The sequence below is a fragment of the Streptomyces mutabilis genome (genome assembly GCF_014649815.1).
GTDB lineage: Bacteria > Actinomycetota > Actinomycetes > Streptomycetales > Streptomycetaceae > Streptomyces > Streptomyces mutabilis.
This window is the reverse complement of sequence record NZ_BMTT01000005.1, coordinates 255,897-279,829: the sequence shown is the minus strand read 5'-3', so window position 1 is coordinate 279,829 and position 23,933 is coordinate 255,897. Positions and strand designations below refer to the sequence as shown.

Annotated in this window: 22 protein-coding genes and 1 pseudogene; 13 read left to right on the top strand and 10 right to left on the bottom strand. The window is 70.3% G+C overall.

Features of this window, described 5'->3' with window-relative positions; translation table 11 throughout:
- The first annotated feature begins 122 nt into the window (after positions 1-122).
- Positions 123-521, top strand: a complete 399-nt coding sequence (locus IE142_RS14225; protein ID WP_191886091.1) for a hypothetical protein — start codon at positions 123-125, stop codon at positions 519-521.
- 155 nt (positions 522-676) lie between these two features.
- On the opposite strand, the gene IE142_RS14220 is transcribed toward IE142_RS14225, so the two are convergent.
- Entirely contained in the window at positions 677-1,273 is a 597-nt protein-coding gene (locus IE142_RS14220) for a dihydrofolate reductase family protein (RefSeq protein ID WP_191886090.1), read from the bottom strand.
- A 735-nt stretch (positions 1,274-2,008) separates the two neighbouring features.
- Between IE142_RS14220 and IE142_RS14215 the strand changes: the two genes are divergently transcribed.
- The 4 genes from IE142_RS14215 (at position 2,009) to IE142_RS14200 (ending at position 5,028) form a co-directional block, all read left to right on the top strand.
- Positions 2,009-2,515: a DUF2617 family protein gene (locus IE142_RS14215; protein WP_191886089.1), complete on the top strand. Its 507-nt coding sequence runs from the start codon at positions 2,009-2,011 to the stop codon at positions 2,513-2,515.
- Positions 2,512-2,916 carry a DUF4247 domain-containing protein gene (locus tag IE142_RS14210; RefSeq protein WP_191886088.1) on the top strand — a complete coding sequence of 135 codons (405 nt, stop codon included), beginning with the start codon at positions 2,512-2,514 and terminating at the stop codon, positions 2,914-2,916. Before IE142_RS14215 ends, IE142_RS14210 begins: the two co-directional genes overlap by 4 nt.
- A gap of 65 nt (positions 2,917-2,981) precedes the next feature.
- A complete protein-coding gene (locus IE142_RS14205) occupies positions 2,982-3,419 on the top strand; it encodes a DUF350 domain-containing protein (RefSeq protein WP_043376645.1) in 438 nt (145 codons plus the stop codon).
- A gap of 10 nt (positions 3,420-3,429) precedes the next feature.
- A complete protein-coding gene (locus IE142_RS14200; RefSeq protein WP_191886087.1) occupies positions 3,430-5,028 on the top strand; it encodes a polyamine aminopropyltransferase in 1,599 nt (532 codons plus the stop codon).
- 147 nt (positions 5,029-5,175) lie between these two features.
- Here the strand turns inward: IE142_RS14200 and IE142_RS14195 are convergent, their stop codons facing one another.
- The 3 genes from IE142_RS14195 to IE142_RS14185 form a co-directional block, all read right to left on the bottom strand.
- A complete protein-coding gene (locus IE142_RS14195) occupies positions 5,176-5,952 on the bottom strand; it encodes a helix-turn-helix transcriptional regulator (protein ID WP_229830460.1) in 777 nt (258 codons plus the stop codon).
- 28 nt (positions 5,953-5,980) lie between these two features.
- Entirely contained in the window at positions 5,981-7,684 is a 1,704-nt protein-coding gene (locus IE142_RS14190; RefSeq protein ID WP_191886086.1) for an amidohydrolase, read from the bottom strand.
- Between the two features lie 205 nt (positions 7,685-7,889).
- Positions 7,890-9,233 (bottom strand): PP2C family protein-serine/threonine phosphatase, encoded by a 1,344-nt coding sequence (locus IE142_RS14185; protein ID WP_191886085.1) that lies wholly within the window; start codon positions 9,231-9,233, stop codon positions 7,890-7,892.
- A gap of 505 nt (positions 9,234-9,738) precedes the next feature.
- Between IE142_RS14185 and IE142_RS14180 the strand changes: the two are divergent.
- A pseudogene (locus IE142_RS14180) lies at positions 9,739-9,936 on the top strand (IS110 family transposase); the annotation flags it as partial.
- Between the two features lie 646 nt (positions 9,937-10,582).
- On the opposite strand, the gene IE142_RS14175 reads toward IE142_RS14180, so the two are convergent.
- Positions 10,583-13,357, bottom strand: coding sequence for an ATP-binding protein (locus tag IE142_RS14175; RefSeq protein ID WP_229830459.1), 2,775 nt, complete (start codon positions 13,355-13,357; stop codon positions 10,583-10,585).
- 272 nt (positions 13,358-13,629) lie between these two features.
- On the opposite strand from IE142_RS14175, the gene IE142_RS14170 reads away from it, so the two are divergent.
- Together IE142_RS14170 and IE142_RS14165 are read left to right on the top strand one after the other, a co-directional pair.
- The gene (locus IE142_RS14170; RefSeq protein ID WP_191886083.1) at positions 13,630-14,577 is read left to right on the top strand and encodes an MBL fold metallo-hydrolase; all 948 of its coding nucleotides are present in this window, start codon (positions 13,630-13,632) and stop codon (positions 14,575-14,577) included.
- Between the two features lie 64 nt (positions 14,578-14,641).
- The gene (locus tag IE142_RS14165) at positions 14,642-15,103 is read left to right on the top strand and encodes a carboxylesterase/lipase family protein (protein ID WP_191886082.1); all 462 of its coding nucleotides are present in this window, start codon (positions 14,642-14,644) and stop codon (positions 15,101-15,103) included.
- An 876-nt stretch (positions 15,104-15,979) separates the two neighbouring features.
- On the opposite strand, the gene IE142_RS14160 is transcribed toward IE142_RS14165, so the two are convergent.
- Complete coding sequence (locus IE142_RS14160; RefSeq protein WP_191886081.1) at positions 15,980-16,243, bottom strand: amidohydrolase family protein; 264 nt, start codon at positions 16,241-16,243, stop codon at positions 15,980-15,982.
- Positions 16,244-16,392: 149 nt separating this feature from the next.
- Complete coding sequence (locus tag IE142_RS14155; RefSeq protein ID WP_191886080.1) at positions 16,393-16,953, bottom strand: quercetin 2,3-dioxygenase; 561 nt, start codon at positions 16,951-16,953, stop codon at positions 16,393-16,395.
- A gap of 171 nt (positions 16,954-17,124) precedes the next feature.
- Between IE142_RS14155 and IE142_RS14150 the strand changes: the two genes are divergently transcribed.
- Positions 17,125-18,006 (top strand): helix-turn-helix transcriptional regulator, encoded by an 882-nt coding sequence (locus IE142_RS14150; protein ID WP_191886079.1) that lies wholly within the window; start codon positions 17,125-17,127, stop codon positions 18,004-18,006.
- On the opposite strand, the gene IE142_RS14145 is transcribed toward IE142_RS14150, so the two are convergent.
- From IE142_RS14145 to IE142_RS14135, 3 genes are all read right to left on the bottom strand, one after another.
- Positions 17,991-18,233: a hypothetical protein gene (locus IE142_RS14145; RefSeq protein WP_191886078.1), complete on the bottom strand. Its 243-nt coding sequence runs from the start codon at positions 18,231-18,233 to the stop codon at positions 17,991-17,993. The genes IE142_RS14150 and IE142_RS14145 overlap by 16 nt on opposite strands.
- A 108-nt stretch (positions 18,234-18,341) precedes the next feature.
- Positions 18,342-18,872 (bottom strand): SRPBCC family protein, encoded by a 531-nt coding sequence (locus IE142_RS14140; protein ID WP_191886077.1) that lies wholly within the window; start codon positions 18,870-18,872, stop codon positions 18,342-18,344.
- A gap of 124 nt (positions 18,873-18,996) precedes the next feature.
- On the bottom strand, positions 18,997-19,371 hold the full coding sequence (locus IE142_RS14135; protein WP_191886076.1) for a winged helix-turn-helix transcriptional regulator: 375 nt from the start codon (positions 19,369-19,371) through the stop codon (positions 18,997-18,999).
- A 97-nt stretch (positions 19,372-19,468) separates the two neighbouring features.
- Here IE142_RS14135 and IE142_RS14130 point away from each other — a divergent pair, with 97 nt between their 5' ends.
- From IE142_RS14130 to IE142_RS14115, 4 genes are all read left to right on the top strand, one after another.
- Positions 19,469-20,350: an NAD(P)-dependent oxidoreductase gene (locus tag IE142_RS14130; RefSeq protein WP_191886075.1), complete on the top strand. Its 882-nt coding sequence runs from the start codon at positions 19,469-19,471 to the stop codon at positions 20,348-20,350.
- Positions 20,351-20,576: 226 nt separating this feature from the next.
- Positions 20,577-21,311: a D-Ala-D-Ala carboxypeptidase family metallohydrolase gene (locus IE142_RS14125; protein WP_191886074.1), complete on the top strand. Its 735-nt coding sequence runs from the start codon at positions 20,577-20,579 to the stop codon at positions 21,309-21,311.
- A 361-nt stretch (positions 21,312-21,672) separates the two neighbouring features.
- The gene (locus IE142_RS14120; RefSeq protein WP_191886073.1) at positions 21,673-22,866 is read left to right on the top strand and encodes an NAD(P)/FAD-dependent oxidoreductase; all 1,194 of its coding nucleotides are present in this window, start codon (positions 21,673-21,675) and stop codon (positions 22,864-22,866) included.
- A 10-nt stretch (positions 22,867-22,876) separates the two neighbouring features.
- The gene (locus tag IE142_RS14115; protein WP_191886072.1) at positions 22,877-23,815 is read left to right on the top strand and encodes a sigma-70 family RNA polymerase sigma factor; all 939 of its coding nucleotides are present in this window, start codon (positions 22,877-22,879) and stop codon (positions 23,813-23,815) included.
- Positions 23,816-23,933 lie beyond the last annotated feature (118 nt).

Here is a 23,933-nt window from a genome sequence, read left to right as displayed (position 1 = left end):
CCTTTTGCCCTGTCGGTTCCTGAGCCGCCGCTGCCCACGCCGGTTTGCGAGGCCGCTCGGTACAACCATCCCTCCCCCGACCGTGTCTCACGACCGACACCCGTATCCGTGGGGAGACCACCGTGAAGCGCACCACCACCGCCGCCGTCCTCGTCGCCGCCCTCGCCGCCCTATCGGCGTGCAGCAGCGACGACAGCACCGACGCCGCCCCGGCCGCCGAGGCCGCGAGCCCCAGCATCGACCACTCCGCCGTTGGGGAGAAGGCCGGTATCCCCCCGGCGCCGACCGGCGCGGCCCGTGACAACGTCCTCGCAGTCCTGTTCGACGTCAACCCGGCACTGGTCGCCGACGAGGAAGACGCCATCGACAACGCCCGCAACCAGTGCGCCGCGATCAACGGCGAAGCCGAGCGGCTGGAGTGGAGCGCGCAGCAGCGGTTCAGCAGCGACGCGCACCAGGTGACCGCGGACGAGGCGAAGCACATCAACATCGGACTGGCCGAGTTCTGCAAGACCGCGTAGCCACCGCACCGGACCGATGCCAGTTGGCGGTGGAGCCTGTGGGCATCGGTCCCGACAGTTCCTTCCTTCACCTCGGTGGCGCGTCACCGTATCGACGTGTGCGTGGCCCTCTGAGTGCGCCCGGCCCCTCTCACGAGCGCCGCCCTTGCGAGTGTTCAGCTGCCGACGCGCGTGTAGGTGAGGAACACCGCGCCGCTCTGGAGGACGGTGTGGTCTGCGAGTGTCCAGGTGCACGGGTCGAAGGCGGCCTTGCGGGAGAACAGCGGGATCCCGTCGCCGATGGTCAGCGGGCCGACTTTGAGGATGAGCGTGTCGATCTCGGAGTACAGGGAGCCCGCGAGCTCGGCGCCGCCCAGCAGCCAGATGTCCTTGCCGTCCTGTTGCTTGAGTTCACGCACGGTCGCCACCGGGTCGCCGGCCACCAATTTCACGGCCGGGTCCGGGCTCTCGGTCAGGGTCCGGGAGAACACCAGGTGACGCAGGTGCGGATAGGCGTCGGTGATGCCGGCCGCGAGACCGATCTCGTAGCTGCGCCGCCCCTCCAGCACGGTGTCGAAGTGCGTGCCCTTCGCCGTGACGGACAGGGCCTGCCGGGCCTGGACGGGCAGCGTCTCCGGGTACTCGGCCACGAGGTGCTGAATGTAGTCCTCCGGTATGGGCCAGAAACCGTTGGGACCGGTGGGGTCCGCGCCGTCCGGGCCCGCGATGAAGCCATCGAGAGTGGTGGCGATGTAGTGGACGAGTCTGCGCATGCCGGGTCCTTTCCGTTGACCACGCTGTTCGCGGGGTGGCCCGGGCCGCCGGGGCGTGCCGAGGCGCGATGCCGCTGAGTGATCATGGCACCCGTCCGGCCGACGCGTGCACCTACCGCCGAATCCCGTGGACATTCGTCCCGGGTGCGTGCGGCTGGTGCTCCTCGACTTGACTGCAACAGATGCGGCCGGTCCCACGCGGCGGCCGCGTCGGTCACGTGCTGCTAAACGGCTGTGCTATGGAAGACGAGTTCTGCCGCCTGATGGCCCGGCCTACGCTCGCGTGGTCAACGACCCGCGTATCCAGATGCCCGACACAAGGAGGTCTTGGCGTGGGTATGAACCGCGGGAGCGGACCCGCATCGTCGGAACGGTCGCCTGACTGCGTCTCAACGGGATACCGGCGGGTCTTCAGCCTGACAGAGCTGGAGCCGGCCGATCTCCGGCAGTTTCCCGACAGCAAGCCTCTGCCTGCCGATGTCCGAGTCGGTGCCGTCGATCCGAACACCTACCGCAAGGCTTGGTTGGAAGACGGTCGTCGATCCGTATGCGGATGCCGCCTCCACAGAAAGGTGGACGTTCGAGCCAGGGCGCGAAGTCGGCCCTCAGTCGGTGCTTCCGTACCCCAGGGAGGACGTCGGGCCATCCGACGACGAGAGTTCCCGCCGTTCGGGCACCGCGGGTTGCATGTGCCATACTCGGCGCCGCTCATAGCAATATCGGACCGGGGGCCGCGTGCGCGCTCTATCTCTGCCAGCTCCCTACCTGGACACGGCCGCGGACCAGCTCTGCTTCTCACTCGACCTGACCGAACGGCCGTCGCTCGCCGAACGAGAGGTGCTAGTAGGCGGAATGAGCGTACGCATGAGGCTCCTCGGCGCCTCCCACCAGGTCTTCGTCGGGCCCGTGAGGGAGACGGTGGCATGCCTGCCGGGCGCCGACCGGGGCCTGCCGGCCAGGCTTACACGGCAACAGGCCGACTGGACCTACGGCTTCAGTGCCACCACGGCGCGCCTGGACCCCCTCGAGTTCAGCTCACAGGTGGCGGGCATCCTCGGCCGGGCGGCCGAGGCGGAGCACAGTCTGTGCGGAGTCTTTCCCGGTTCGCCGGAGGCCGTGACGGCAGTGGTCGTCGAGGCGTCCGAAGAAGCGTGTCGCACCCGACTGTCCTGGCGCACCTGGCACACCTACCCGCAGGACGGGCAGATCGTATCGACGCACACCACGCTGGAGGCCCGATGATCCGTGTTCGATTTGTCCGCAGTGTGGTGGCGGCCGTGCTGGTCACGCTCCTGCTCTCGTCCTGCTCGAGCGACGGGGACGACGGCGTCCCGCGCTCCTGGATCCGCGACACGTACACCGCTTCCAGCGGGTCCCGGTGGCTCGACAAGGACAGTTCCCCGGACCGGGTCGCCGACGCCATTCACGACCACCGCAAGTCCCTCGACCGGTCCGCCGGCGGCGGCATGCGCTTCCTGCGCTACGGCGACGACATGGTGACCGTCTCGCCGCACAAGGGCGGCAGCCTGATCGAGATCGAGGACTACCGCAACGGATACCGGCGGCACAAGCAGCACCTCGTGAACTGGCCCAACCCGAACAGCCAGAGCTATCGCGGTGGCGGTCCCGGCGAAGGCAAGTGACAGCGGCGCGTGAAGCCAGGCACCACCTCCCCACCCTGACGACGCTCTCCAGAAAAGGCACCCCAGTGACCGAGATCTTCGAGTCGACCGGCCAGGCACTGCTCTACGGAGTCGTGGGCCTCGCCGTCATGGCCGTCGGCTTCCTCGCCCTCGACCTCGTCACACCCGGCAAGCTCTTCCACGTGGTCTGGCGGGATCGCAACCGCGGGGCGGCCGTGCTGCTGGGCAGCCAGTCCGTAGCGGTGGGCCTGGTCATCATGGAGGCCATCCGGGCGAGCGAGTCCGAACAGGGGCTGGGTCAGGGCCTGCTGAGCACGCTCCTCTACGGCCTGGCCGGCGTGCTGGTGATGACGCTGGTCGGCATCGTGATCGGCGTGCTGACACCGGGTCAGATGGGTGCGGTCGCCCTGGAGGACGAAGGCGGCCGACCGCACCCCGCCGCGTGGGTCCAGGCCGGCATGTACCTCGGCACCGCCTTCATGGTCGGCGCGGCCCTTTCCTAGGACACCACCCATGAGTACCACCACCCAGGACGACCGCGACACCGCGGCTGCGTCCCGCCCCCCGGACGCCCAACCCCCCCGGGGGGCGCGGTTCCTTCTGCTGCTCGCAGTCTTCCTCTGTGCCGCCTGCGGCCTCGTCTACGAGTTGGCGCTGACCGCGCTGGGCAGCTACCTCATCGGCAACTCGGTGCTGCAGACCTCCGTCGTCATCTCCGTGATGGTCTTCGCCATGGGCGTGGGTTCACTGGCCGCCAAGCCGTTGCGCCACCGCGCGGTCGTCGCGTTCGCGGTGCTGGAAGGGGTCCTGGCACTGATCGGCGGCCTGTCCGTCCTGGTGCTGTACGCCGCCTTCGCCTGGCTGCAGCTCTACATGCCCGCGATGATCGTGGTGTCATTGGTGGTCGGCCTGCTGATCGGCGCCGAGATCCCGCTGCTGATGACACTCCTGCAACGGATCCGCCGGCAGGAGGCGAGCAGTGCCGTCGCCGACATGTTCGCCGTCGACTACATCGGCGCCCTCGTCGGCGGCCTGTGCTTTCCGCTGCTCCTGCTGCCGACTTTCGGCCAGTTGAAGGGCGCGCTGGTGGTCGGCGTGGTCAACGCGATCGCCGGCGTCATCGTCGTGGTGTTCATCTTCCGCCGCGAGATCCGCCGCACGGTACGGGCCGGCCTGTTGACCGGGGTCGTCGCCGTGCTCGCCGTGCTCGGCGCTACGTACGTGTTCGCCGACGACCTGGAGGTCACGGCGCGTCAGCACATGTACGGGGACCCTATTGTGCACGCCGAGATCACCCCGTACCAGGACATCGTGATCACCCGGTCAACCGCCTTCACCGGGAGCCCCGACATTCGGCTGTTCCTCAACGGCGATCTCCAGTTCAGCTCCGTCGACGAGTACCGCTACCACGAGTCGCTCGTCCACCCAGCGCTGTCGGGCCGTCGCTCCAACGTGCTGATCATGGGGGGCGGCGACGGGCTCGCGCTGCGCGAGGTTCTCCGGTACGAGGACGTCCGGCACGTCACTCTGGTCGAATTGGACCCGGCCATGACCCGCTTGGCACGGAACTACGCACCGCTGCGTACTCTCAACCGGGGCGCCCTGGACGACCCCCGGGTCGAGGTGGTGAACGCCGACGCCTTCAGCTGGCTGCGCGGTGCCCGACAGCAGTACGACGTCGTGATCATCGACTTCCCCGATCCGGACTCGGCGTCGTTGGCCAAGCTGTACTCGGTGGAGTTCTACCATTTGCTCGGCCGGGTCCTGGGGCCACAGGGCAAGGTGATGGTGCAGAGTGGATCGCCGTTCTTCGCCCCGAAGACGTACTGGTCGATCGCGAAGACGATCGAGACGGCGGGATACGCGACGACGGAATTCCAGGTCGACGTGCCGAGCTTCGGCAACTGGGGATTCGTCCTCGCCGGCCGCGGCACCGAACCCCCGCCACTGCGACTCGCCTCGGAGGTCCCCGACCTGCGGTACCTGGACGACGCGGTTCTCAGGGCGGCGACCGTGTTCCCGGTCGACCGCCGCCGCACCGACGTACGGGCCAGCACACTGATGGATCCCGCCGTGCTCGACTACGTGCTCGACGAGTGGCGCAACTACTGAGTCCGGTGCACCCGCGAGCGGCACCCGGCGCTTCGGGGCCGCCCGCTGACGGGACGTTTCAGCGCACGACCAAAGGGACAGAACTCAGGCGCCGCCGGTAGTTGCAGTGCATGGCAGGGAGCGCACCCGCGGTCCGAGCGTTCTGCGTCAGCGGGACGGTTCGATTCCCCAGGTGGCAGCCAAGGCGGCGGCGGCCGCACGGTTGGGTAGGTCGAGCTTGGCGAGGATGTGCTCGATGTGGGTTCCTACGGTGCGCGGCGTGATGTACAGCCGCCCGGCGATCTCCCGGTTGGTGCGGCCGGCGGTCAGTTCGGCCAGCACCTGGAGCTCCCGCGGCGAGAGTCCGCCGGGTCGCCGCCCGTCCGCGGCTCGGCCGGCCGCGGCGCGGGCCTCGGGCGGGGGGCCCGCGTGGGAATCGACGGCCGCGGCGAGGGCCTCGGTGAGCAGGATGACCACTGCGCGCGCAGGATCGGGCGCGCGCCGCGGCCGACGGGTGCTGACGTTCAGCATGCCGACGTACCTGCCGTCAGCGGCGAACAGGCACTGGGCCACGCCGTCCTCGATGCCGAGGGGACGCAACACCTGCTGGAAACCAGGGGACGCCGCCAGGAGCTGCCGGGGAACGTCCATGAGCCAGAGACCGCCTCGGGCCGGGCTGCGGAGCAGGGGGAAGACCGGGTCGTGGTGAAGGCGGGTTTCGATGTACGCCGTGGCGTCGTCCGGGTAGTTCCCGGCCAGGGTGGTGTGTCGCCGACGCAGCGGGTCCCAGCGGGCCAGGGAGGCGTGGTCGTACTCCATCACCTCCGACAGCGCCGTCAGGACCCCGTCGACGCCGGTCGCGCCGGTGGTGGCGCTCCTGGCAGCCTCACGGACGTGGACGGCCGCGTCCAGGATGTCCGCCGTGCTCCGCTCCGCCGCCATCATCCAAGGATGATCATGTGCCGGGCGTACGTCAATCGCGCAGGGTGTCGTGGACGACCTGTCCGTCCACGACGGTGAGGACGACGGGCATCTCCGGGATGTCGTGGGGGTCGGCGGTGAGCAGGTTCCCGTCGAGCACGCAGAGGTCGGCGACCTTGCCCGGTTCCAGGGAGCCCTTCCAGTCGTCGGCGAAGTCCTGCCAGGCCGCGTCGATCGTGTACGTACGGAGCGCCTCGGCCAGGCCGATGCGCTGCTCGGGGCCGCTGACCCGGCCGGCGGCCTTCGACTCGCGCAGCACCATCGTGGCGACGCCCTGACGCCAGTCGGGGTACGTCACGGGGGCGTCGGACCCGCTCGCGACCCGCACCCCGGCGTCTATGGCATCGCGGTAGGGCCATGCGTACGCAGCCCGCCCGGCTCCGACGAACGCCTCCTCCATGTCGGCCACGGTCCACTTGATGGTGGGGTTCATGTTGACGCCGAAGCCGTGCGCGGCCAGTACCTTCATGCTGTGCGCGGTGAGGAAGTCGCCGTGGATGACGTAGTGGCGGGCATCGGGGCGCGGGTGCTCAGTCATGGCCGCGGCGAAGGCGTCCGCGACGGTGTCGATACCCCGGTCACCAGTGACGTGTACGCCCAGCTGGTACCCGGCGGCGTGGGCATGCCGGATCATGGCTTCGATCTCGGCGACCCGCTGGGCGTCGGTCTCGCCGCCGACGCACAGGGATCCGCAGCCGCCGCCGACATACGGCTCGTGCATCCACGCGGTCCTGTTGGGGACGACGCCGTCGGCGAAGATCTTGACCCCGTGGATCGCGAGTCGGCGCGGATCGGCGTCGCCGGAGTCGGTGAGGGCGGTGAGGCCGCGGGCGAACTCATCGGCGGTGCTCGCCATTCCGCCGGGCAGCAGCAGAACGCCGAGGCGAGCGGTCAGTTCGCCGTCGGCCAGCAGCCGGCGGTACACGTCCAGGGTCTCCGTGCCGAGCGCGCCCCGCATGATGCCGTCACCGCCGGGGCCGAGCCCTGGCTCGGTGTAGCTGGTCACGCCGAGTCGGGCGAGCTTGGCGAGGGCCGACCTGATCGCGTCGGTCCGCTCCTGCCTGCTGAGCGGTGGCAGCGCGTTCTGGACGAGTGCCTGGGCCCCCTCGTGGAGGAGCCCGGTCGGCTCCCCCGTTTCGTCCACGACGATGGCACCGCCGGGCGGCGCGACGGTGTGACGGTCGATCCCGATGAGCTCGAGCGCCTTGGAGTTGACCCAGGTGGCGTGCCCGGAGAAGGAGTACAGGACGACGGGGCGGTCCGGGCTCGCGGCGTCGAGGTCACTCCGCGAGGGCAGCTTCGACGCGTCACCGAGGCATTCGTCGAGGTAACCGGTGTCCCAGCCGTGCCCTGTGATCCACTGCCCGTCCGGAACCCGCCCGGCGGCCTCCCGTACCGCCTCGGCCACGTCCGCGAGGGAGGACACGGCGGGATGGCCGAGGTCGAGGGAGAGCGGCGGCGTCGCCATGCCGAAGGCGCATCCGTGCAGGTGGGAATCGTTGATGCCGGGCAGCAGCGTCGCCCCGCGCAGGTCGATCACACGGGAGCCGGGTCCGACGAGCGGCGCGACGTCGTCCCTCTCCCCGACGGCGCTGATGATCCCTCCGGTCACCGCCAGGGCCGAGGCGACGGAGAACTCCGCATCGACCGTGACCACCCGTCCACCGAGAAACACCAGATCCGCGTACGCGTCCACAGAAGGTCCTTTCCACGACCGGGGGGCAACACGGCCACCCGCTGACAGTCCTCTGAGGACTATGGCCAGGACCCGACCCCCGGCACATCGGTCATTCCACCGATACGCGCTCGGCGTCGGTGCGCGGTGACGGAGAGATCCCCCGGTGGCCTCGGCGGCCGGCGGTTGACAGGTCTCGTCGCCCATGGAGGGGGGACCGTGTGGCTCAGTCCTCCTGCTCGTCGGCCGCGACGGGGATGCGTATGGCGAGCAGGGCGACGTCGTCGTCGTTGTCGGCGGGGCGGGCTCGCTGCAGCAACTGATCCGTGAAGTTCTCCAGAGGGCGGTGGGCCAGAGCCGCCGCGTGCCGTCGCAGTACCTCCATCCCCGTGTCCAAGGGGCGCCTGCGACCTTCGATGAGGCCGTCGGTGTAGAAGACGAGCGTGGCACCGGGAGGCAGCGTGACGGTGGCGTCGGGCCGGGGCCGACGCGTCCCGGTGCCGAGGAGCAGGCCGTTCGCCCCGTCCAGGTAGCTCGTCAGGCCGTTGTGGTGGACGAGGAGCGGGGGCGGGTGGCCGGCGCTCGTCCACCGCAGGCGCCAGGTACCGGCGGGGCCCGAGCTGAGCCGGGCGAGGATCATGGTGGCCATGCGGACGTCGGTGATGTGCCGCATGGCCTGATCCAGTTCCTCGACGATGCGGTGCGGCGGCTGGTTCCGGGACCAGGTGTAGGCACGCAGCATGTTCCGTAGCTGGGCCATCCCGGCCGCCGCTTCGAGGTCGTGCCCGACGACGTCGCCGATGACCAGCGCGGTGCCGTCGTACGGCAACGGGAACGCGTCGTACCAGTCCCCTCCGACGTGCGAGGCGTCCGGCGCGGACAGGTAGCGGGCGGTCATGGCGAGGCCGGGCAGGCTCGGGAGCTGGGGCAGCAGGTAGCGCTGCATGGTCTCGGCGACCTGGGCCTGCCGTTTGTAGTGGCGCGCGTTCTCCAGGGCCAGGCCGATGCGCCGGACGATGTCCTCCAGCAGTCCGAGATCGTCCGGGGTGAAGGCCCGGGCGTCCTCTCCGGAGCGCCCCAGCGTCACGGCTCCCAGGACTTCGCGTGGCCCGCGAATCGGCGCGATGGCGGCGGTCTTCATTCCCGTCGCCTCGAAGAGCCTGCGCTGCTCCACGGCGATTCCCGTGTCGGGCGGTCCCTGGTAGGTCTCCGGACCGGCCAGGTAGGAGGCGATGCCGCGCAGGGCTCGGGACAGGGGCATGGGTGAGGCGGCGGAGACCCGCGGCATCGGGCCCTGCAGATCCTCGCGCCGGATCAGCGTTCCGCCCTCGGCATGTACCACCAGGTGCCGTGACACCTCGTCGTCCTCGGTGACCAGGTCGACCACTGCCCAGTCCGCCAGCCGCGGAACCATGAGTGCCACTACCCGCCGCAGGGCCTCGTCCACATCGTTGTTGGAGATCAACTGGGCCGTGGTCTCGGCGAGCAGGGCGAGCCGCTCGAGTTCCGACAAGACCGTGCTCGAACGCGGCTCGGCGTCTGCGCAGACCCGACTGGTGTTGTCCAGCATGACCGCTCCCCTGTCCTACCCGTGTGCTCAGCGCAGGACTTCCGGCCGACGTCAGAGCAAGTTGTCCCCACTCACTGCAGTCATTGTCGCGATACTGAGCCACAGGTGCCAGGGGCGAAGGAGAGCACGGTGGGCGAAGGGGTCCCCGGACCGGCTTCGGCAGGCTCTGCCACGCCGTCCTCGCCGCTGCGAGTGACGCGCCATGCGGCGGCGAACGAGTCCGACGGCTGCCGCGCTCCAGCCCCCGTTATCTTCTTCGCGGTCCTGCAAGAGGGCCGCTGGCCTCCGGGCCCGGCATGACTGTTGCCCCCTGTCGAACGGATGACCTGGGGGATGGTGTCACCGGGCCCGAGGGGTGCCGTCAGAGACGCTGATCAGAGGTCTGACCACCGCCTGGCCGGGCGCAATGCCCGGCTGCTCGCGGGCGGCAGGTCTGCATGACGTGGCTGCGCGAGAACGGCTCCCGACCTCGGGGCCGGCACACGTCGACACATGTGGGGGCACGGTGATCAGCATCGACGGGGTGGGCGTCTTCCTGGGTCTGGACGTCGGCAAGCAGACCCATCACGGACACGGACTGCCTCCGGGCGGGAAGACGGTCTTCGACAAGCCGCTGCCGAACAGCGAACCGAAGCTGCGGGCGGTCTTCGACAAGCTGAAGGCCAAGTTCGGTACCGTCCTGGTGGTCGTGACCCAGCCCGCCTTCGCGATGCTCCGCGACGGAACCTTCTACGAACCAAGAACCCCACGCCCCGCTTGACGAACGACATAGAGGCACCCCCCGCGCCATCGGCGCAGGCCCCCTGCGACCGGGCAGACTGGCCATCCTCACCGGCGTCTTCAACCTGCTGTGGGCCACCGTCACCGTACTGATGATCATCCGCCCCGGCTCCACCACGGGAGTGTGACTATGCACCACCGAGGGTGACGTATCCCGAGGGCATCCTTGCGGTTTCGGAGACCATGCGCGCTCACATCACAGTCACTCGCTCAGTGAACAGTTCGGCCGCACCCCGTCCGCCGGCCGGGTCGCCGGTCGCGCGGCCACCGACGAGGACACGGCCGTACGCCAAGCCGCGGCCGACCTGGAGGTGCTCGCCGCCCATCGTCGCAGACCGAGATGCTCGTTGAGCTCACCCGCGCGCACCCGTCAACCACCAGCTTCACAAGGTGCGATGCAAAGAAGAACGCAGGTCCAGCCATCCTCGACCCTCACTTCCCGTGATTCGAGGCTCGGGCGCGTAAGACAAGCGTCATACCCACCACACCTTGGTCTCCTCCGCTCGCGGCGTGGAACCGGCAGGACGGTCCCGAGATCCCTGCCGGACGCCGGCCACGGTGCGCGGCCTTCATGCCCCGCCCCCCGCGTCGGTGTCTCGACCCACGTCTTCGTCATCGGTCATGGCGTCGACCACATGCCTCAATTGGGAACGCACCGTGATGCCCAGTTTGGGAAACGCCCGGTAGAGGTGCGAGCTGACGGTACGTGGGGACAGATACAGCTTCTCGGCCACCTCACGGTTGGTCAGTCCGAGCGCCGCCAGCCGTACGATCTGCTGCTGCTGCGGAGTGAGGCCGGCGAAGGCGTCCGGTTTCGTGGTGCCGATCCGGGCACCGGAGGCCCTGAGTTCGGACTGGGCTCGCGCCACCCATGGCTGCGCGGCCAGCCGCCGGAAGACGGTCTCGGCGTCGGCCAGTGGCGCACGGGCATCGGAGATACGGCGGCGGCGGCGCAGCCACTCCCCGTACGCGAGCAGCGCCTGGGCACGCTCGAAAGGCCGGCGGGCGAGCGCCGGATTCTCCAGAGCAGCCGTGAAGTGGTGCTCGGCCTCCTCGGCGGGGGCGAGCGCCGCCCGGCTCAGACGGACCAGCGCGGCCCTGCGTGGCGCCGGCGCGCCCGCGTCCGCCAGGGACCGTTCGACTCCGTCCACGATCCGGGTGGCCTCCTCGCGTCGGCCGACCCGGGCCGCAGCGGCCGCCAGTTCGGGCAGCGCCGGGTAGGATAGGTGGTAGTGCGTGGGGTTGCCCCGGTCGTCGAAGAGCACACGGTAGTGCTGCTGGGCGGCCTCGTGGTCGCCTTCCACGGTGGCGGCGGTGCCGAGCGCGCGGTGGGCGAGGACGAGGACGGAACGGCTCTCCCGCGGGTCGACGAGCGAGAGGGCGTACCGCGCCCGGGTGCGGGCCCCGGCCATGTCACCGCGCAGCGCGCACAGCAGCGCTTCCGTCGCGGCGGCACAGGCCGAGGCGTGATCGAGGCCGGCCGACGACGCGACGGCCGCGAGCTCGGCGCAGGCCGTCTGGGCACGGGCCCACCGGCCCTGATCCAGATAGGTGAGGGCGGCTACCCCGCCGAGGCCGTCCGGCAACGGCCCCTGCGAGGTCCACGAGACGAAGGCCGCGTCGTACGTACTCGCGGCCAGTTCCGTCTCGTCCAGCAGCCAGGCAGCGGTGGCGAGCAGGATCAGCGTCCGCGGTTCCTCTCGCGCGTCCGCGGCCAGGGCGGGCAGCCGCAGGGCGAAGCGCGCGTCGGCGGCGTCCGGACGCGCGACGACCCCGGCCCAGTCCGCCAGTAGTGTCTCCCGCTCTCCGAGGCGGTGGCCGTCGGGCGCCGAGGCCAGGGGCAGCAGGCGTTCGATCTCGTGCGACTGGGCCGCGTCACCGGAGTAGAAGCGCACCACGGCGGCGGCGGCCAGGGCCTCCAACGCCGCCGCTGGTTCGGTGTCGGTCAGGACGGCGGCGGTGCGCGTCAGTAGTCCGAAGGCGGCGCTGTGTGAGCTGGTCAGCGTCATGAGCCGGCCGACCTGGAGGGCGGCGAGGGCCGCGGCCGTCGGGTCGTCGGTGCCGGCGCGGGTGCGGGCGGCCAGCCGTTCGACGGAGTCGAGCCGGCCGGTCAGGACCGCCGCACTGGTCGCCGCGGCCAGCAGTCGGGTGCTCTCGCCCCGGTCGGGGTGCAGGTCCGCGGCCCGTTCCAGCATGTGGGCGGCAGCCGCGTAGCCGCTGCGGTGACGTGCCCGGTCCGCGCTGCCTTCGAGTTGGGCCGAGACCGCCGCGCTCAGCCCGGAGACAGCGGCGGCGAGGTGCCAGGCGCGCCGGTCGGGATCCTGGTCGCCGAACAGTTCGGCCAGCTCCAGGTGCGCCGCGCGCCGCTCCTCGGCGGGGGCCGTGTGGTAGATCGCGAGGCGGCAGAGCGGGTGGTCGCAGCGCAGTCGTCCCCCGCTTCGCCGGACGAGTCCGGCCTCTTCGGCCGGCGCCCACACCGGATCACCGGTGTCGGGAAGCCAGGACAGCACGGTGCGCGGCGGGTCCTCGTTGTCGACGGTGGCCAGACGCACCACCGCACGGCGCGTCTCGGCGGGCAGTGCGGCCAGGCGGTCGGCGTAGACCCGCCCCAGCCGTTCGGTGACCGGAAGCGGGCCGTAGACCGTGCCGGACGGGCTGTCGTGGTCGCCGGCGGCCCGGGCCAGTTCGACCAGGGCGAGGGGGTTGCCCTCGGCCTGATCGAGGATGGAGGCCCGGGTGAGTCCGGCGGGCACTCGTGGTTGGAGGTCCAGCAGCCGCTCCGCCGCGCCGCGGCCGAGGGGCTCCAGGGTGAGGGTCGGTTCCCGGGCGGCAAGCGCGCGCAACGTGGGGTCCCCGGTGGCAATCAGCAGCGTCACCGGTTCGTCGGCCAGACGTCGGGCGGCGAAGGAGAGAGCGTCCAGTGAGGCGTGGTCGGCCCACTGGGCGTCGTCCACGACCACCAGCAGCGGGCGCTCGGCGGCGAGGTCCGACAGCATGGTGAGGACCGCTGTCCCGATGAGCATCGGGTCCGGCTCCTCGCTTCGCTCCGCCGCTCCGAAAGCGACGTGCAACGCCTCGCGCTGCCTGGAGGGCAGGGCGTCGATCCGCCCGCGGACCGGACGTAGCAGCTGGTGCAGCCCCGAGAACGCCAGGTGGGTCTCGGACTGGCTGCCGGCCGCCCTGAGTACCCGGCCGCCGTCCGCGACGAAACGCGCCACGACCGCGTCCACCAGGGTGGTCTTGCCCGTTCCGGACCCTCCCACCACGGTCAGCAGAGCGTCCACCCGCCCCGTCACGGCCTCCGCCTCACGCGGCGCGCTCACCGCTGCGACCAGCCTGTCCAACTCGGCTCTCCTGACCGAGTCGGTGCCGCTGCGGCCTCGGGCGGTTGTCGCCGTGCAGTCGTCCACCGGTTCTCCAGACCTGCCGGGATCCTCCAGGCCTCAACGCCTCCGATCACCACATCCCGCGCATCGACGCTACCAGGGTGTCCTCGGTACATCCCGGGTGCGGTCACATGACCGACCGCACCCGGAAAGTGCAGTCATGTGTCCGATACCCCCGAGGCACCGCGTGCTCGCAGGCTGGACGACGTCCGAACCTTCGAAGGAGAACGATGTCCCCCCTTGCCACCCCGACCTCCGAGACCGAGACGCCGTCCGTGTCCACCATCGAGCTCGGTGATGTGCGGATCCACCGAGTCATGGAGTACTCCGACACCACTCCGATGACGACGGATGTCTTCTTCCCCGGCAGCAAGCCCGAGGAGTGGCAACGACACACCGAACTGCTGGCGCCCCACCACTGGGAGCCGGACACCGGTCTCACCCGTGCCGCCACCCAGACCTGGGTACTGCGCAGCGAGGGCAGGATCATCCTGATCGACACCGGCGCGGGTAACGGCAAATACCGCCCGCTGCAGCCGATCTGGTCCTATCTGAACACCGACTACCTGGCGAATCTCGGCGCTGTCGGCGTGCGGCCCGAAGACGTCGACATCGTCGCCAACACCCACCTCCACGACGACCACGTCGGCTGGAACACCCGGCTCGAAGGCCGCGACTGGGTCCCCACGTTCCCGAACGCGACCTATCTCATGCCGCGGCGTGACTTCGAGTACTGGAGGCCCGAGAACCTCCACAACACGGTGTTCGGGCGCGGCAACCAGAACGTCTACGAGGACAGTATCGACCCGGTCGTCGAAGCCGGTCTGGTGCAGACCTGGGACGAGTCGTACCGCATCGACTCCCACCTCCGCCTCGAACTGGCACCCGGCCACACCCCCGGCGCCTCGATCATCCATCTGGATTCCGGGGGCGACCGCGCGATCTTCGCCGGCGACCTCCTGCACGGCGCGATCCAGGTGCACGAGCCGCACATCAACAGCTGCTTCGAGGAGGACGAGGAGGGTGCTCGTGCCAGCCGTGCGCGCATGTTCGCGCACGCCGCGGACAACAACGCCCTCGTGCTCCCGGCGCACCTGCCCGGGCACGGTGCCTTCGAAATGCGCCGCCGGGGTTCCGGCTTCGAGTTGACCAACTGGGCGCCATTCTCCATTACTTGACCCGACCGCCAGTACCCCGTCCTCGGCCCCGTTCGGCACGCTCTCCACGTCGACGACGGCCGACGTGGAGGCCACCGCCGCCCTGTTCCGCCCCGTCCCCGCGCGGTATGTCGCATCCTTGCGCCGCAGCCGTCCGGGAGCCACGGCCGGTGAACTGTGCTCCGCCCTCCTCGCCGAGGCTCTGTTCGTCGCCGGCAGCCGCGACCTCGCCGACGCTCATGCCGCACACCCGGGCTCCCGCACCTTCCGCCACGAGTTCGCCTGGCGTTCTCCCGCTCTGGGCGGTGAACTGGGTGCGGCGCACACCGTCGAGCTGCCCTTCGTCTTCTATGTGACCGACCAGCCCGGTCTGCTCGGCGCCGATGCCCTGCTCGGTACCGGGACACCGCCGGCCGAACTCGCCGCCCGTACACACGCGGCATGGATCGCCTTCGCCAGGACCGGGGAACCGGGCTGGGCCGGGTACGAGCGCGGGAACGGGCCGCTCATGCGCATCGCAGAGGAGTGGGAGACCGTCCCGGGGTAGCGACCTGAACCAGGCCCTCGGCACGCGCACCGTGAAACGGATGGGACACCTGCTGGACGGTGCCGGGCGACGCACAGGCATCCGGCCGATCCGGCGTTGGTGACACGGGCGTGCCGGCGATCCGCAGGTCAGCCGGCCTTCGCTGGTTCGTCGAGCGTCCGGGACGCGCGGCACAAGATGGGCCCGACGGTCTACGTCGGAACCGACCAGGTCTTCCGAGTCAACCGGATCCGCGTCGAGGCGTTCTCAGGGGACAGCCGAGGAACTGTACGACCTGTTGGTCAGAGAACGGGCGGAGGCATACCGGAACCGGGCCCGGTCAGACGTGCTGCACGAGGACAGGCACCATCGCGACGAGACTCACCTGCAGCTCGACGGATACTCCAGTGACTCCTACGGCGAGGACGACCCCATCACCGCGTCCGCCGCCATGGCGGCGTAGAGGGCAGGGAAGCCGGAGGGCAGGCGGGCCAGCCCATGGGTACGGCCTCGTCCCGACGACTGGGCACTGCTTGCTCATTGGTATGGCGGCGTCTTGGACCTCGGTAGGCTCCGTGTCGGCGGTGACGTCTTCTGGACGATCGCGAGGAAGGACGTGCAGGCGCGATGCTTCGACCAAGTGACCGTCCTTGGGTACTTCGCAGGCCCGTGAGTTGATGTCCGATTCTGGCTGATGCCTGCTTTTCGGGACGTCTTCGCCGCCCGTGCGCGATCCGTACGATCCTTGATGGTGCGGGGAGCGCGGGGCGCGCCTACGGCAGCGGGGTTTGCACGTGCCGTAGCGGCATGTGGTCCAGTAGGCGACGAGCACGACGTTGAGAGGTTCCCACGCATGCCCCTTCCTGCGATTCCCCGCCGGGTCGACGCCGTCGGCGTTCAGGGTGTGGTAGGCGTACGTGATCTCCGCAGCGCGCCGTCGACGTCCGGGAGGGGCAGCGAGGCGAACAGGCCGAAGCGGCAGGGATGCTCGCGGCCGGTGTAGGCGCCGGCCTCGTTGACCTCACGGGCCAGCCGGCGGGCTGCGTCGTCGCCGAAGTGGATGCCCGGGGAGGAGATCGAGAGTATAGAGGTCTCCACGCCGCAGCGGTCCATCCGTTCCAGGTGCGCGGCGGCGGACCAGGTGGGCCAGGGCGGGGACACCGTCGGGCAGTTCGTGACCTGCGGCCCGTGCCCGGCGTACGTAGGAGTCGGTGACGAAGTGGGCGTGCACGTCGAGGTAGCCGGGGGCGGCGGTGGTCACGCGGCTTTCCCTTTCTGCGGCGGACGGACGGGCGTCGGGGTGACGGTGGTCAGTTGCCGGTGCGCCACTTGTGGTCGGGCAGGAAGTTCACGTCGTACTGCTGCGGCACGGTTGCGAACTTGTGCGGCTCGGGCACGTACGGCCGCTGGGGCGCGGTGAGTTCGTCCGTGGGCGTGCCGAGGTTCTCGAAGAACCGCTCGAAGGTGCCGCCCGGGCCGGCGGCGACGCCGACGATCCGGCTGTGGTGGCGCTCGATGCGGTAGGCGTGCGGGCAGTTCTTCGGTACGAAGCCGAAGTCGCCCGCCGTGAGCAGCTTCTCGTACTGCTCGCCCCCCAGATCTTCGACGAACAGGCGCACCGCACCGTCCGTGACGTAGAAGACCTCGTAGGTGTCCGGGTGGGAATGGGCCGGGATGACGTCTCCCCTGGGCCCCTCGCAGGTGAAGAAGTTGAAGGTGTTCTCGGTCTGCTCGCCGCCGGCGTAGATGGTGAACATGTCCGTGAAGAGGTGGGCGCGGTCGCCCATGCCCTTCTCGATGAAGTAGGGCTTGCCCGGCTCGGTGGGGATGTGGGAGCGCTCGCGGTAGCGGGTGGCGAACTCGATGGTCATGGTGGTCCTTCCTTATAGCCGCGGGACCGGGACCTCTACGGCTCGTCCCGGTCGCGCTTCCTGCCGCCCAACCTAGGACCGCCACGACAGACTCATCGGCATACACTCGGGCACGCGATGAAGGAAAACGGACAGTTCGCGGCCGACCGTCGGCCGAGCGGAATCCCGAGAATGCCGTACCGCCCGGCGCCGGGCAGACCTCCGGGCCTGGACGTCCTCGACCTGCCCGGGCTCGCCGCCCGTGCCGCCGAGCGGAAGCTGCCCCTGACCCTGCCCGCACGGCTCGCCTTCCATCTGATCGTCGCGGTGCGCGGAGGGCGGCTGGCGTGCTCGGTGGACTTCACCTCCTGCACCGCGGGGGCCGGCGACTGGCTGTGGGTGTGGCCCGGGCAGGTCCTCCAGTTCCCGGACGGGCCCGGGGACTGCGACGCCACCGTGCTGGTCTTCCCGACCGGCTTCCCCAACGCCGCGACCGACGCCCTGATCCGGGACGGCGAGCACGCCCCGTACCGCCTCGTCTCGCCGGGCGCGGCGCGTCAGGCGGCCCTGCTCCGCTACCTCGACGCACTCGTCGACGAGCACAAGGAGCTGCCCGGTCTGACGCTGGAGGCGTACGTCGAGACGTTGCGCGACCTGCTCTCGGTGATCCTCATCCGGCTCGCCCACCTCGCCGACCCGCGGAAGCAGACGCGCTCCGCCGGCAGCGAGCCGTTCCACCTGTTCCGCCGGGCTGTCGAAGAGGGCTTCGGACGGACCCACCGGGTCGAGGACTACGCCGAACAGCTCGGTTACAGCGCCCGCACGCTCACCCGGGCGACCCGGGCGGCCCTCGGGTGCGGCGCCAAGCGCTACATCGACGACCGGGTGCTCCTGGAGGCGAAACGCCTGCTCATCCACACGTCCCTGCCGCCCGCCGCGATCAGCCAACGCACCGGCTTCGCCTACCCGACGGTGTTCAGTGCCTTCTTCCGCCAGCACACCGGGATGACGCCGACCGAGTTCCGGTCGCTGACGAAGCCCTGTGAACCGGCGACGGATCACGCCGCGCTGTGACCGGCCGTCCTGGCGATCCACTCGATGAAGTCGCCGGCGTCCTCGTCGGTGCCGTGGCCCGCGTCCCAGCAGTAGAGGTGGCTGACCTCGTCACCCAGACCGTGGGCGGCGGCGAGGTCGGCGGAGACGGTGAGCGAGGTGTCGGAGCCGGAGCTGCCGAGCCGGATCCACCAGTGCTTGGTCCTGGCGGGGTTCGGCTTGTCGACCAGGTGGTACATCGGGTTCATCAGTCCGGCTTCTCCGGGACGTCAGCTCCTTGATTCTTGGCGAATACACAGATTCCGCCGGGGCGCTCACGGCAGAACACAGCTCGGGCTCCCGGGCGGGTAGTGGTCTCAGGCGCCTACTTCGGCCAGCGCCTTGATGCCACGAAGGGTGGTCCCCATCCCCGCGCGCAGCTCGTTCATGCGGAAGGCGATGACCTCCTCCTCCCGGTCCGGCCAGCGCTCGAGGGCCATCGTGACTCCGCTGCGGCCAGGCCCTACGAGGACCGACTGCCGCAGCCTGGTGCCCCTGCCCTCGGACTCGAGTTCGTAGCGCCAGGACGCCATGGGTCCGGCCGGGTCCAGCGTCGGTTCTCCATATCGGCCGTCCGCATCCATGACGGCCCAGGCGAACACCCGCCGCTCGTCCAGCTCGACCACCTGAGAGACGGTCCGCCACTCACCGAGCTGCTGGTGATGGTTGTAGCCCGCGAAGCGGGCACCCACCGAGGGCCGCTCCGCGCCACCGAGCCATTCGACACGCCGCAGCTCCGGGCTGAGCCGGGCGGGCAGACGTATGTCCGTCACCAGTTCCCAGACCCGCGGCACGGCCATCTCGACATAGACTTCACAATGTACGGTCGGACCGTCGGAGAATCGCACGCCGCCCCTCGACGCCAGGTCGCCTGATCGTTCACGATTTGCTTCCACGTACGCCTGCGCGGGTCCGACCGTCACGCGCGCGTTGCGGCTCGGACGATCGCCGTCGGGGCGGCCGGCCGTCCGCTCACCCCGCCACCGATGACGGGCTGTGCTGCGCTGATCGGGCGGTGAGCCGCTCGCGTCCCCAGACGGCCAGCGGCTCGAGTGCGTCGTTGAGGCGCGTGCCGTCCTCCGTCAGCGAGTACTCGACGCGCGGCGGCACCTCGTCGTAGGAGACACGGCGCACGATCCCGTCCGCCTCCATCTCACGCAGGTGGGAGGCGAGCACCTTCTCGGTGATGCCCGGAATCAGTCGGCGCACCTCGCCGAAGCGGCGGTAGGGATGCTCGTGCAGTGCCCAGAGGATCAGCACCTTCCACTTGCCGCCGATCACCTCCATCGCGGTGTCGATACCGCAGACGTGCCCGTCTGGTGCACCCGGCCGGTTCAGCGTCGTCATGTCCCACCCCTCGTGCCGTGCTCACTCACCCCAGGGTAACCACCCACTCGAAAGTACGTACTTGATCGACTTCGCGTCTCGGACCAGCCTGATCCGCATGACAAAGCACACCGTTGAGAAGACCTCCCTCACGCTGCTGGGCCTCGGCGCGATGGGAACCGCTCTGGCCCGTACCTGGCTCGCCGCCGGTCACCGGCTCACGGTCTGGAACCGCAACCCGGCCCGCGCCGCGGCGCTCGCCGCCGAGGGGGTGCGGGTCTCGGACAGCGCCGCCGAGGCGGTCGCGGCCAACACCCTCGTCGTCGTCTGCCTGCTCGACGACGCGTCAGTCGGCGAGGCCCTGGCCGACAGCGACCTGACCGGCAAGGACCTGGTCAACCTGACCACCAGCACCCCCGCCCAAGCCCGCGCCCGTGACGAGTGGGCCCGCGAACGCGGCGCCCGCTACCTGGACGGCGGAATCATGGCTGTCCCTCCGATGATCGGTGTCCCGGAGGCCGGCGGCTACGTCTTCTACAGCGGCTCACCGGAGCTGTTCGAGCGGCACCGGGAGACGCTGGGGGTCCCGGTCGGCACCACCTACGTCGGAGAGGACGCGGGCTTCGCGGCTCTCCACGATGTGGCGCTGCTCAGTGCCATGTACGGGATGTTCGCCGGGGCCGCGCACGCCTTTGCGCTGATCCGCAAGGAGGACATCGACCCCGTCTCGTTCGCGCCGCTGCTGGCCGACTGGCTGGTCGCGATGGCCCCGGGGGTTCACCAGACCGCCGACCAACTGCGGAGCGGTGACTACACCAAGGGTGTCGTGTCCAATCTCGCCATGCAGGTGGCCGGCACACCGACCTTCCTGAACACCGCCGAACAGCAGGGCGTCAGCTCGGAACTGCTCGATCCCTACTTCGAGTTGATGCGCCGACGCCTGTCGGAGGGCAGCGGCGAGGAGGACCTGACGGGTGTGGTCGACCTGCTGGTGCGCTGACTGGGTGGCACGTCGACCTGACGCGACCTGTGCCTGAGCGCGTCGGCCCCCAGGACCTTCGACAGCGGCCAGTTCCCGCGCGGCCTGCGCAGCCTTCGGTCGCGCAGGCCGACCCCACAGGGCCCCCGAACGTCGACTCGACTTCACCGAAGCGCCATTGACGCGCGTAGCTCGTTGCCGCACGCTGGACTCCGGTTGTTGTCGACTCAACGGTCGGGAGGCCGGGATGTTCAGACGCGCGTCACGTCTGCTCCTCTCTTTTGTCATGCTCATGGCTGGTGCGGCGGTCGGGGTCGGCTCCACCGCCGGCACAGCGCACGCCGACTCCTGCTACACCTGGAACCGCACCCTCTCCCAAGGAGCTTCCGGCAGCGACGTCACCCAGCTCCAGATCCGGGTCGCCGGCTGGGTGACCTCCGGCGAACGGCTCTCCTACGACGGCCAGTACGGCGCGCGGACCGCCGCAGCCGTCAAGAAGTTCCAGGCCGCGTACGGACTGAGCGCGGACGGCGTCGCCGGCCCCGCGACCTTCAGCAAGATCTACGCACTCCAGGACGCGGACTGCACGCCCGTCCACTTCAGCTACGCCGAACTCAACAAGTGCAACTCGGACTGGTCCGGCGGCGCGGTCTCCGCGGCCACCGCCAAGGCGAACGCCCTCAAGACCATGTGGAAGCTGGAGGCGATGCGCCACGCCCTCGGCGACGTCCCGATCACCATCTCCAGCGGCTTCCGCTCCCGCGCCTGCAACAACGCGGTCGGCGGCTCCGCCACCAGTCGGCACCTCTACGGCGACGCGGCGGACCTCGTCGGCTCACCGTCCCTGTGCCGGCTCGCCCAGCAGTCCAGGACGCACGGCTTCTCGGAGATCCTCGGCCCGGGCTACCCCGGCCACAACGACCACACGCACGTCGCCTTCGACCCGTCACCGTACTGGTCGGCTCCCACCTGCGGCATCTGACGGCACCCACGGTGAAGGCCCGCGTGACCGGTGGAGGTGTCCAGCCTTCACCGGGCACGCGGGCTTTCGCGTCCCACCGCAGGGTCGCACCGGAGTCGCGGACGGCGGACGGCGGACAAGTGGATACGCCTCTGCCGCGCGAGGCCAAGGCCCCGCTCCGGCCGCGCACCCGGAACCCGTGCGCTCACGACCGCAAGCCCACTCGACAGCACCGCCCGCGCATTGAACGTTTCAACTATCGATCTCCACTTCAGGGAGAGACTGACACTGGAAAACAGTGACCCACGTCATACTGGACTCCTGTCAGCAATCGGGGCGCCGTCTCGTTCAGGGGGCACGCGAATGAGACAGGAGCGCTGTCATGAAGCACCGCATAGTCGTCCTCGGCGCCGGATACGCCGGAGCCTTCGCCGCCGGCAACCTGGCCCGCAGGCTCTCCCCCGCCGACACCGAGATCACCGTCGTCAACGCCGTGCCCGACTTCGTCGAGCGGATGCGCCTCCACCAGCTCGCCGTCGGCCAGGACATCGCGTTCCCCGAGCTCACCGAGGTGTTCGCGGGCACCGGGGTACACCTGCGCCTCGCCCGCGTCACCGGCATCGACCCCGGGCGTCGTTCCGTCGCCGTGACCGGCGAGGAGGGTGACGGCGAGCTCGGGTACGACACGCTGCTCTACGCACTGGGCAGCTCCGTGGCCCACCACGACGTCCCCGGCGTGGCCGAGTACGCCTACGACGTGGCCGGCCGGCCCTCGGCGTTGCGGCTGCGCGAGCGCCTGGTCGGCCTGGGCGGGGGCGGCACCGTGCTGGTCGTCGGCGAGGGACTGACCGGTATCGAGACCGCCACCGAGTTCGCCGAGTCCCGGCCCGACCTCTCGGTCGCGCTCGCCGCCCGCGGCGAGCTGGGCGCCTGGCTCTCCCCGAAGGCCCGCCGCCACCTGCGCCAGGCCTTCGACCGGCTCGGCGTCACCGTCCACGAACACACCTGCGTCACCGCCGTGGAGCCGACGCGCGTGCTCACCGCCGCCGGGACGACCGTCCCGGCCGACGTCACCGTGTGGTCGGCCGGGTTCGCCGTGCATCCGCTCGCCGCCGCCGGCGGCCTGGAGGTCGCCGAGACCGGCCAGATCGTCGTCGACCGCACCATGCGCTCGGTCTCCCACCCGGACGTCTACGCCGCCGGTGACTGCGCCTACGCGATCGGCGACAACGGACGGCCACTGCCGATGTCCTGCGCCTCGGCCGGCTTCACCAACATGCAGGCGACCGCCGCGATCATCACCCGCCTGACGGGCGGCGGCATTCCGACCACCGGGCTCAAGTACTACGGCAACCACATCAGCCTCGGGCGGCGGGACGCGATCTTCCAGATGGTGGACGGGGACGTCCGGTCGAAGTCCTGGTACCTGGGCGGCCGGACCGCCGCGCGGCTCAAGGCGGGCGTGCTCAAGGGGGCCGCGTTGGGCATCGCCCACCCCACTTTCGGCATGCCGAAGCGCCGGCGCCGCCTGGCCGCCACGGACGACCGGTCCGGTACGAGGGTCGCCGCCGCCTAGGCTGCCCCACGTGGACAGCGCAGCCATCGATCGGTTCGAGGCCAGCCGGGGCAGGCTGGCCTCGCTCGCGTACCGTCTGCTCGGCTCGGCCGCCGACGCCGAGGACACCGTGCAGGACACGTTCCTGCGCTGGCAGGCCGCGGACCGCGAACGGGTGGAGGTTCCGGAAGCATGGCTGACCAAGGTCCTCACCAACCTGTGCCTCGACCGGCTCCGCTCGGCCCAGGCGCGGCACGAGCGAGCCGCCGGCGCCTGGTTGCCCGAGCCGCTCCTCGAGGGCGACCCGATGCTCGACCCCGCCGACACCTTCGAGCAGCGCGAATCGGTGTCCTTGGCCGTGCTGACCTTGATGGAGCGGCTCTCGCCGGTCGAGCGGGCCGTGTACGTCCTGCGTGAGGCGTTCTCCTACAGCCACGCCGAGATCGCCGGGATCCTCGACATCACCGAGTCCGCGAGCCAGCAGCATGTCCACCGGGCTCGGGTCCGGGTCACCGCCGAGCGCCGCCGCGGCGGCGAGACCGACCCCGCGGCCGCGCGCCGCGTGGTGGAGGAGTTCCTGGCTGCCGCCGCGTCGGGGCGCACCGAGCGGCTGGTGGCACTGCTCACCGACGACGTGACGGCGGTCTCGGACGGCGCCGGACTGGCCAGGCGGCTGCTGCGGTACACGACGCGCGAGCGCGTCGCCTCCTTCGTCCGGGCCGGTTTCAAGCCCACGGCGGCGAAGCGTCGGCTGGCCGGCGGCTCACCCGCGTTCCACATCGCGCTGGTCAACGGTTCCCCGGCCGTCCTCGCCGTGGTCGAGGACCGGGTCGTGGGCGCCGTGGCGTTCGAGGTCAGCGACGGCAGGGTTACATCGCTGCACGGAATCGCCGCCGTGGACCGGCTGGCGCGTCTCGGCGAGGCCTGGCGGCGGCACGAACCCGACGCGCCGGTCATCGACGCGTGGTGAATCGGAGCCGCCCAAGTGCGGTGAACCGACGGCTGTGTCCCGCAGTAGCGGACGCAGACGCTCCGCCGGCGCCCGGCGGGAGGAAAAAATGGCGTCGACAACGCCCCGCCGTACCCGG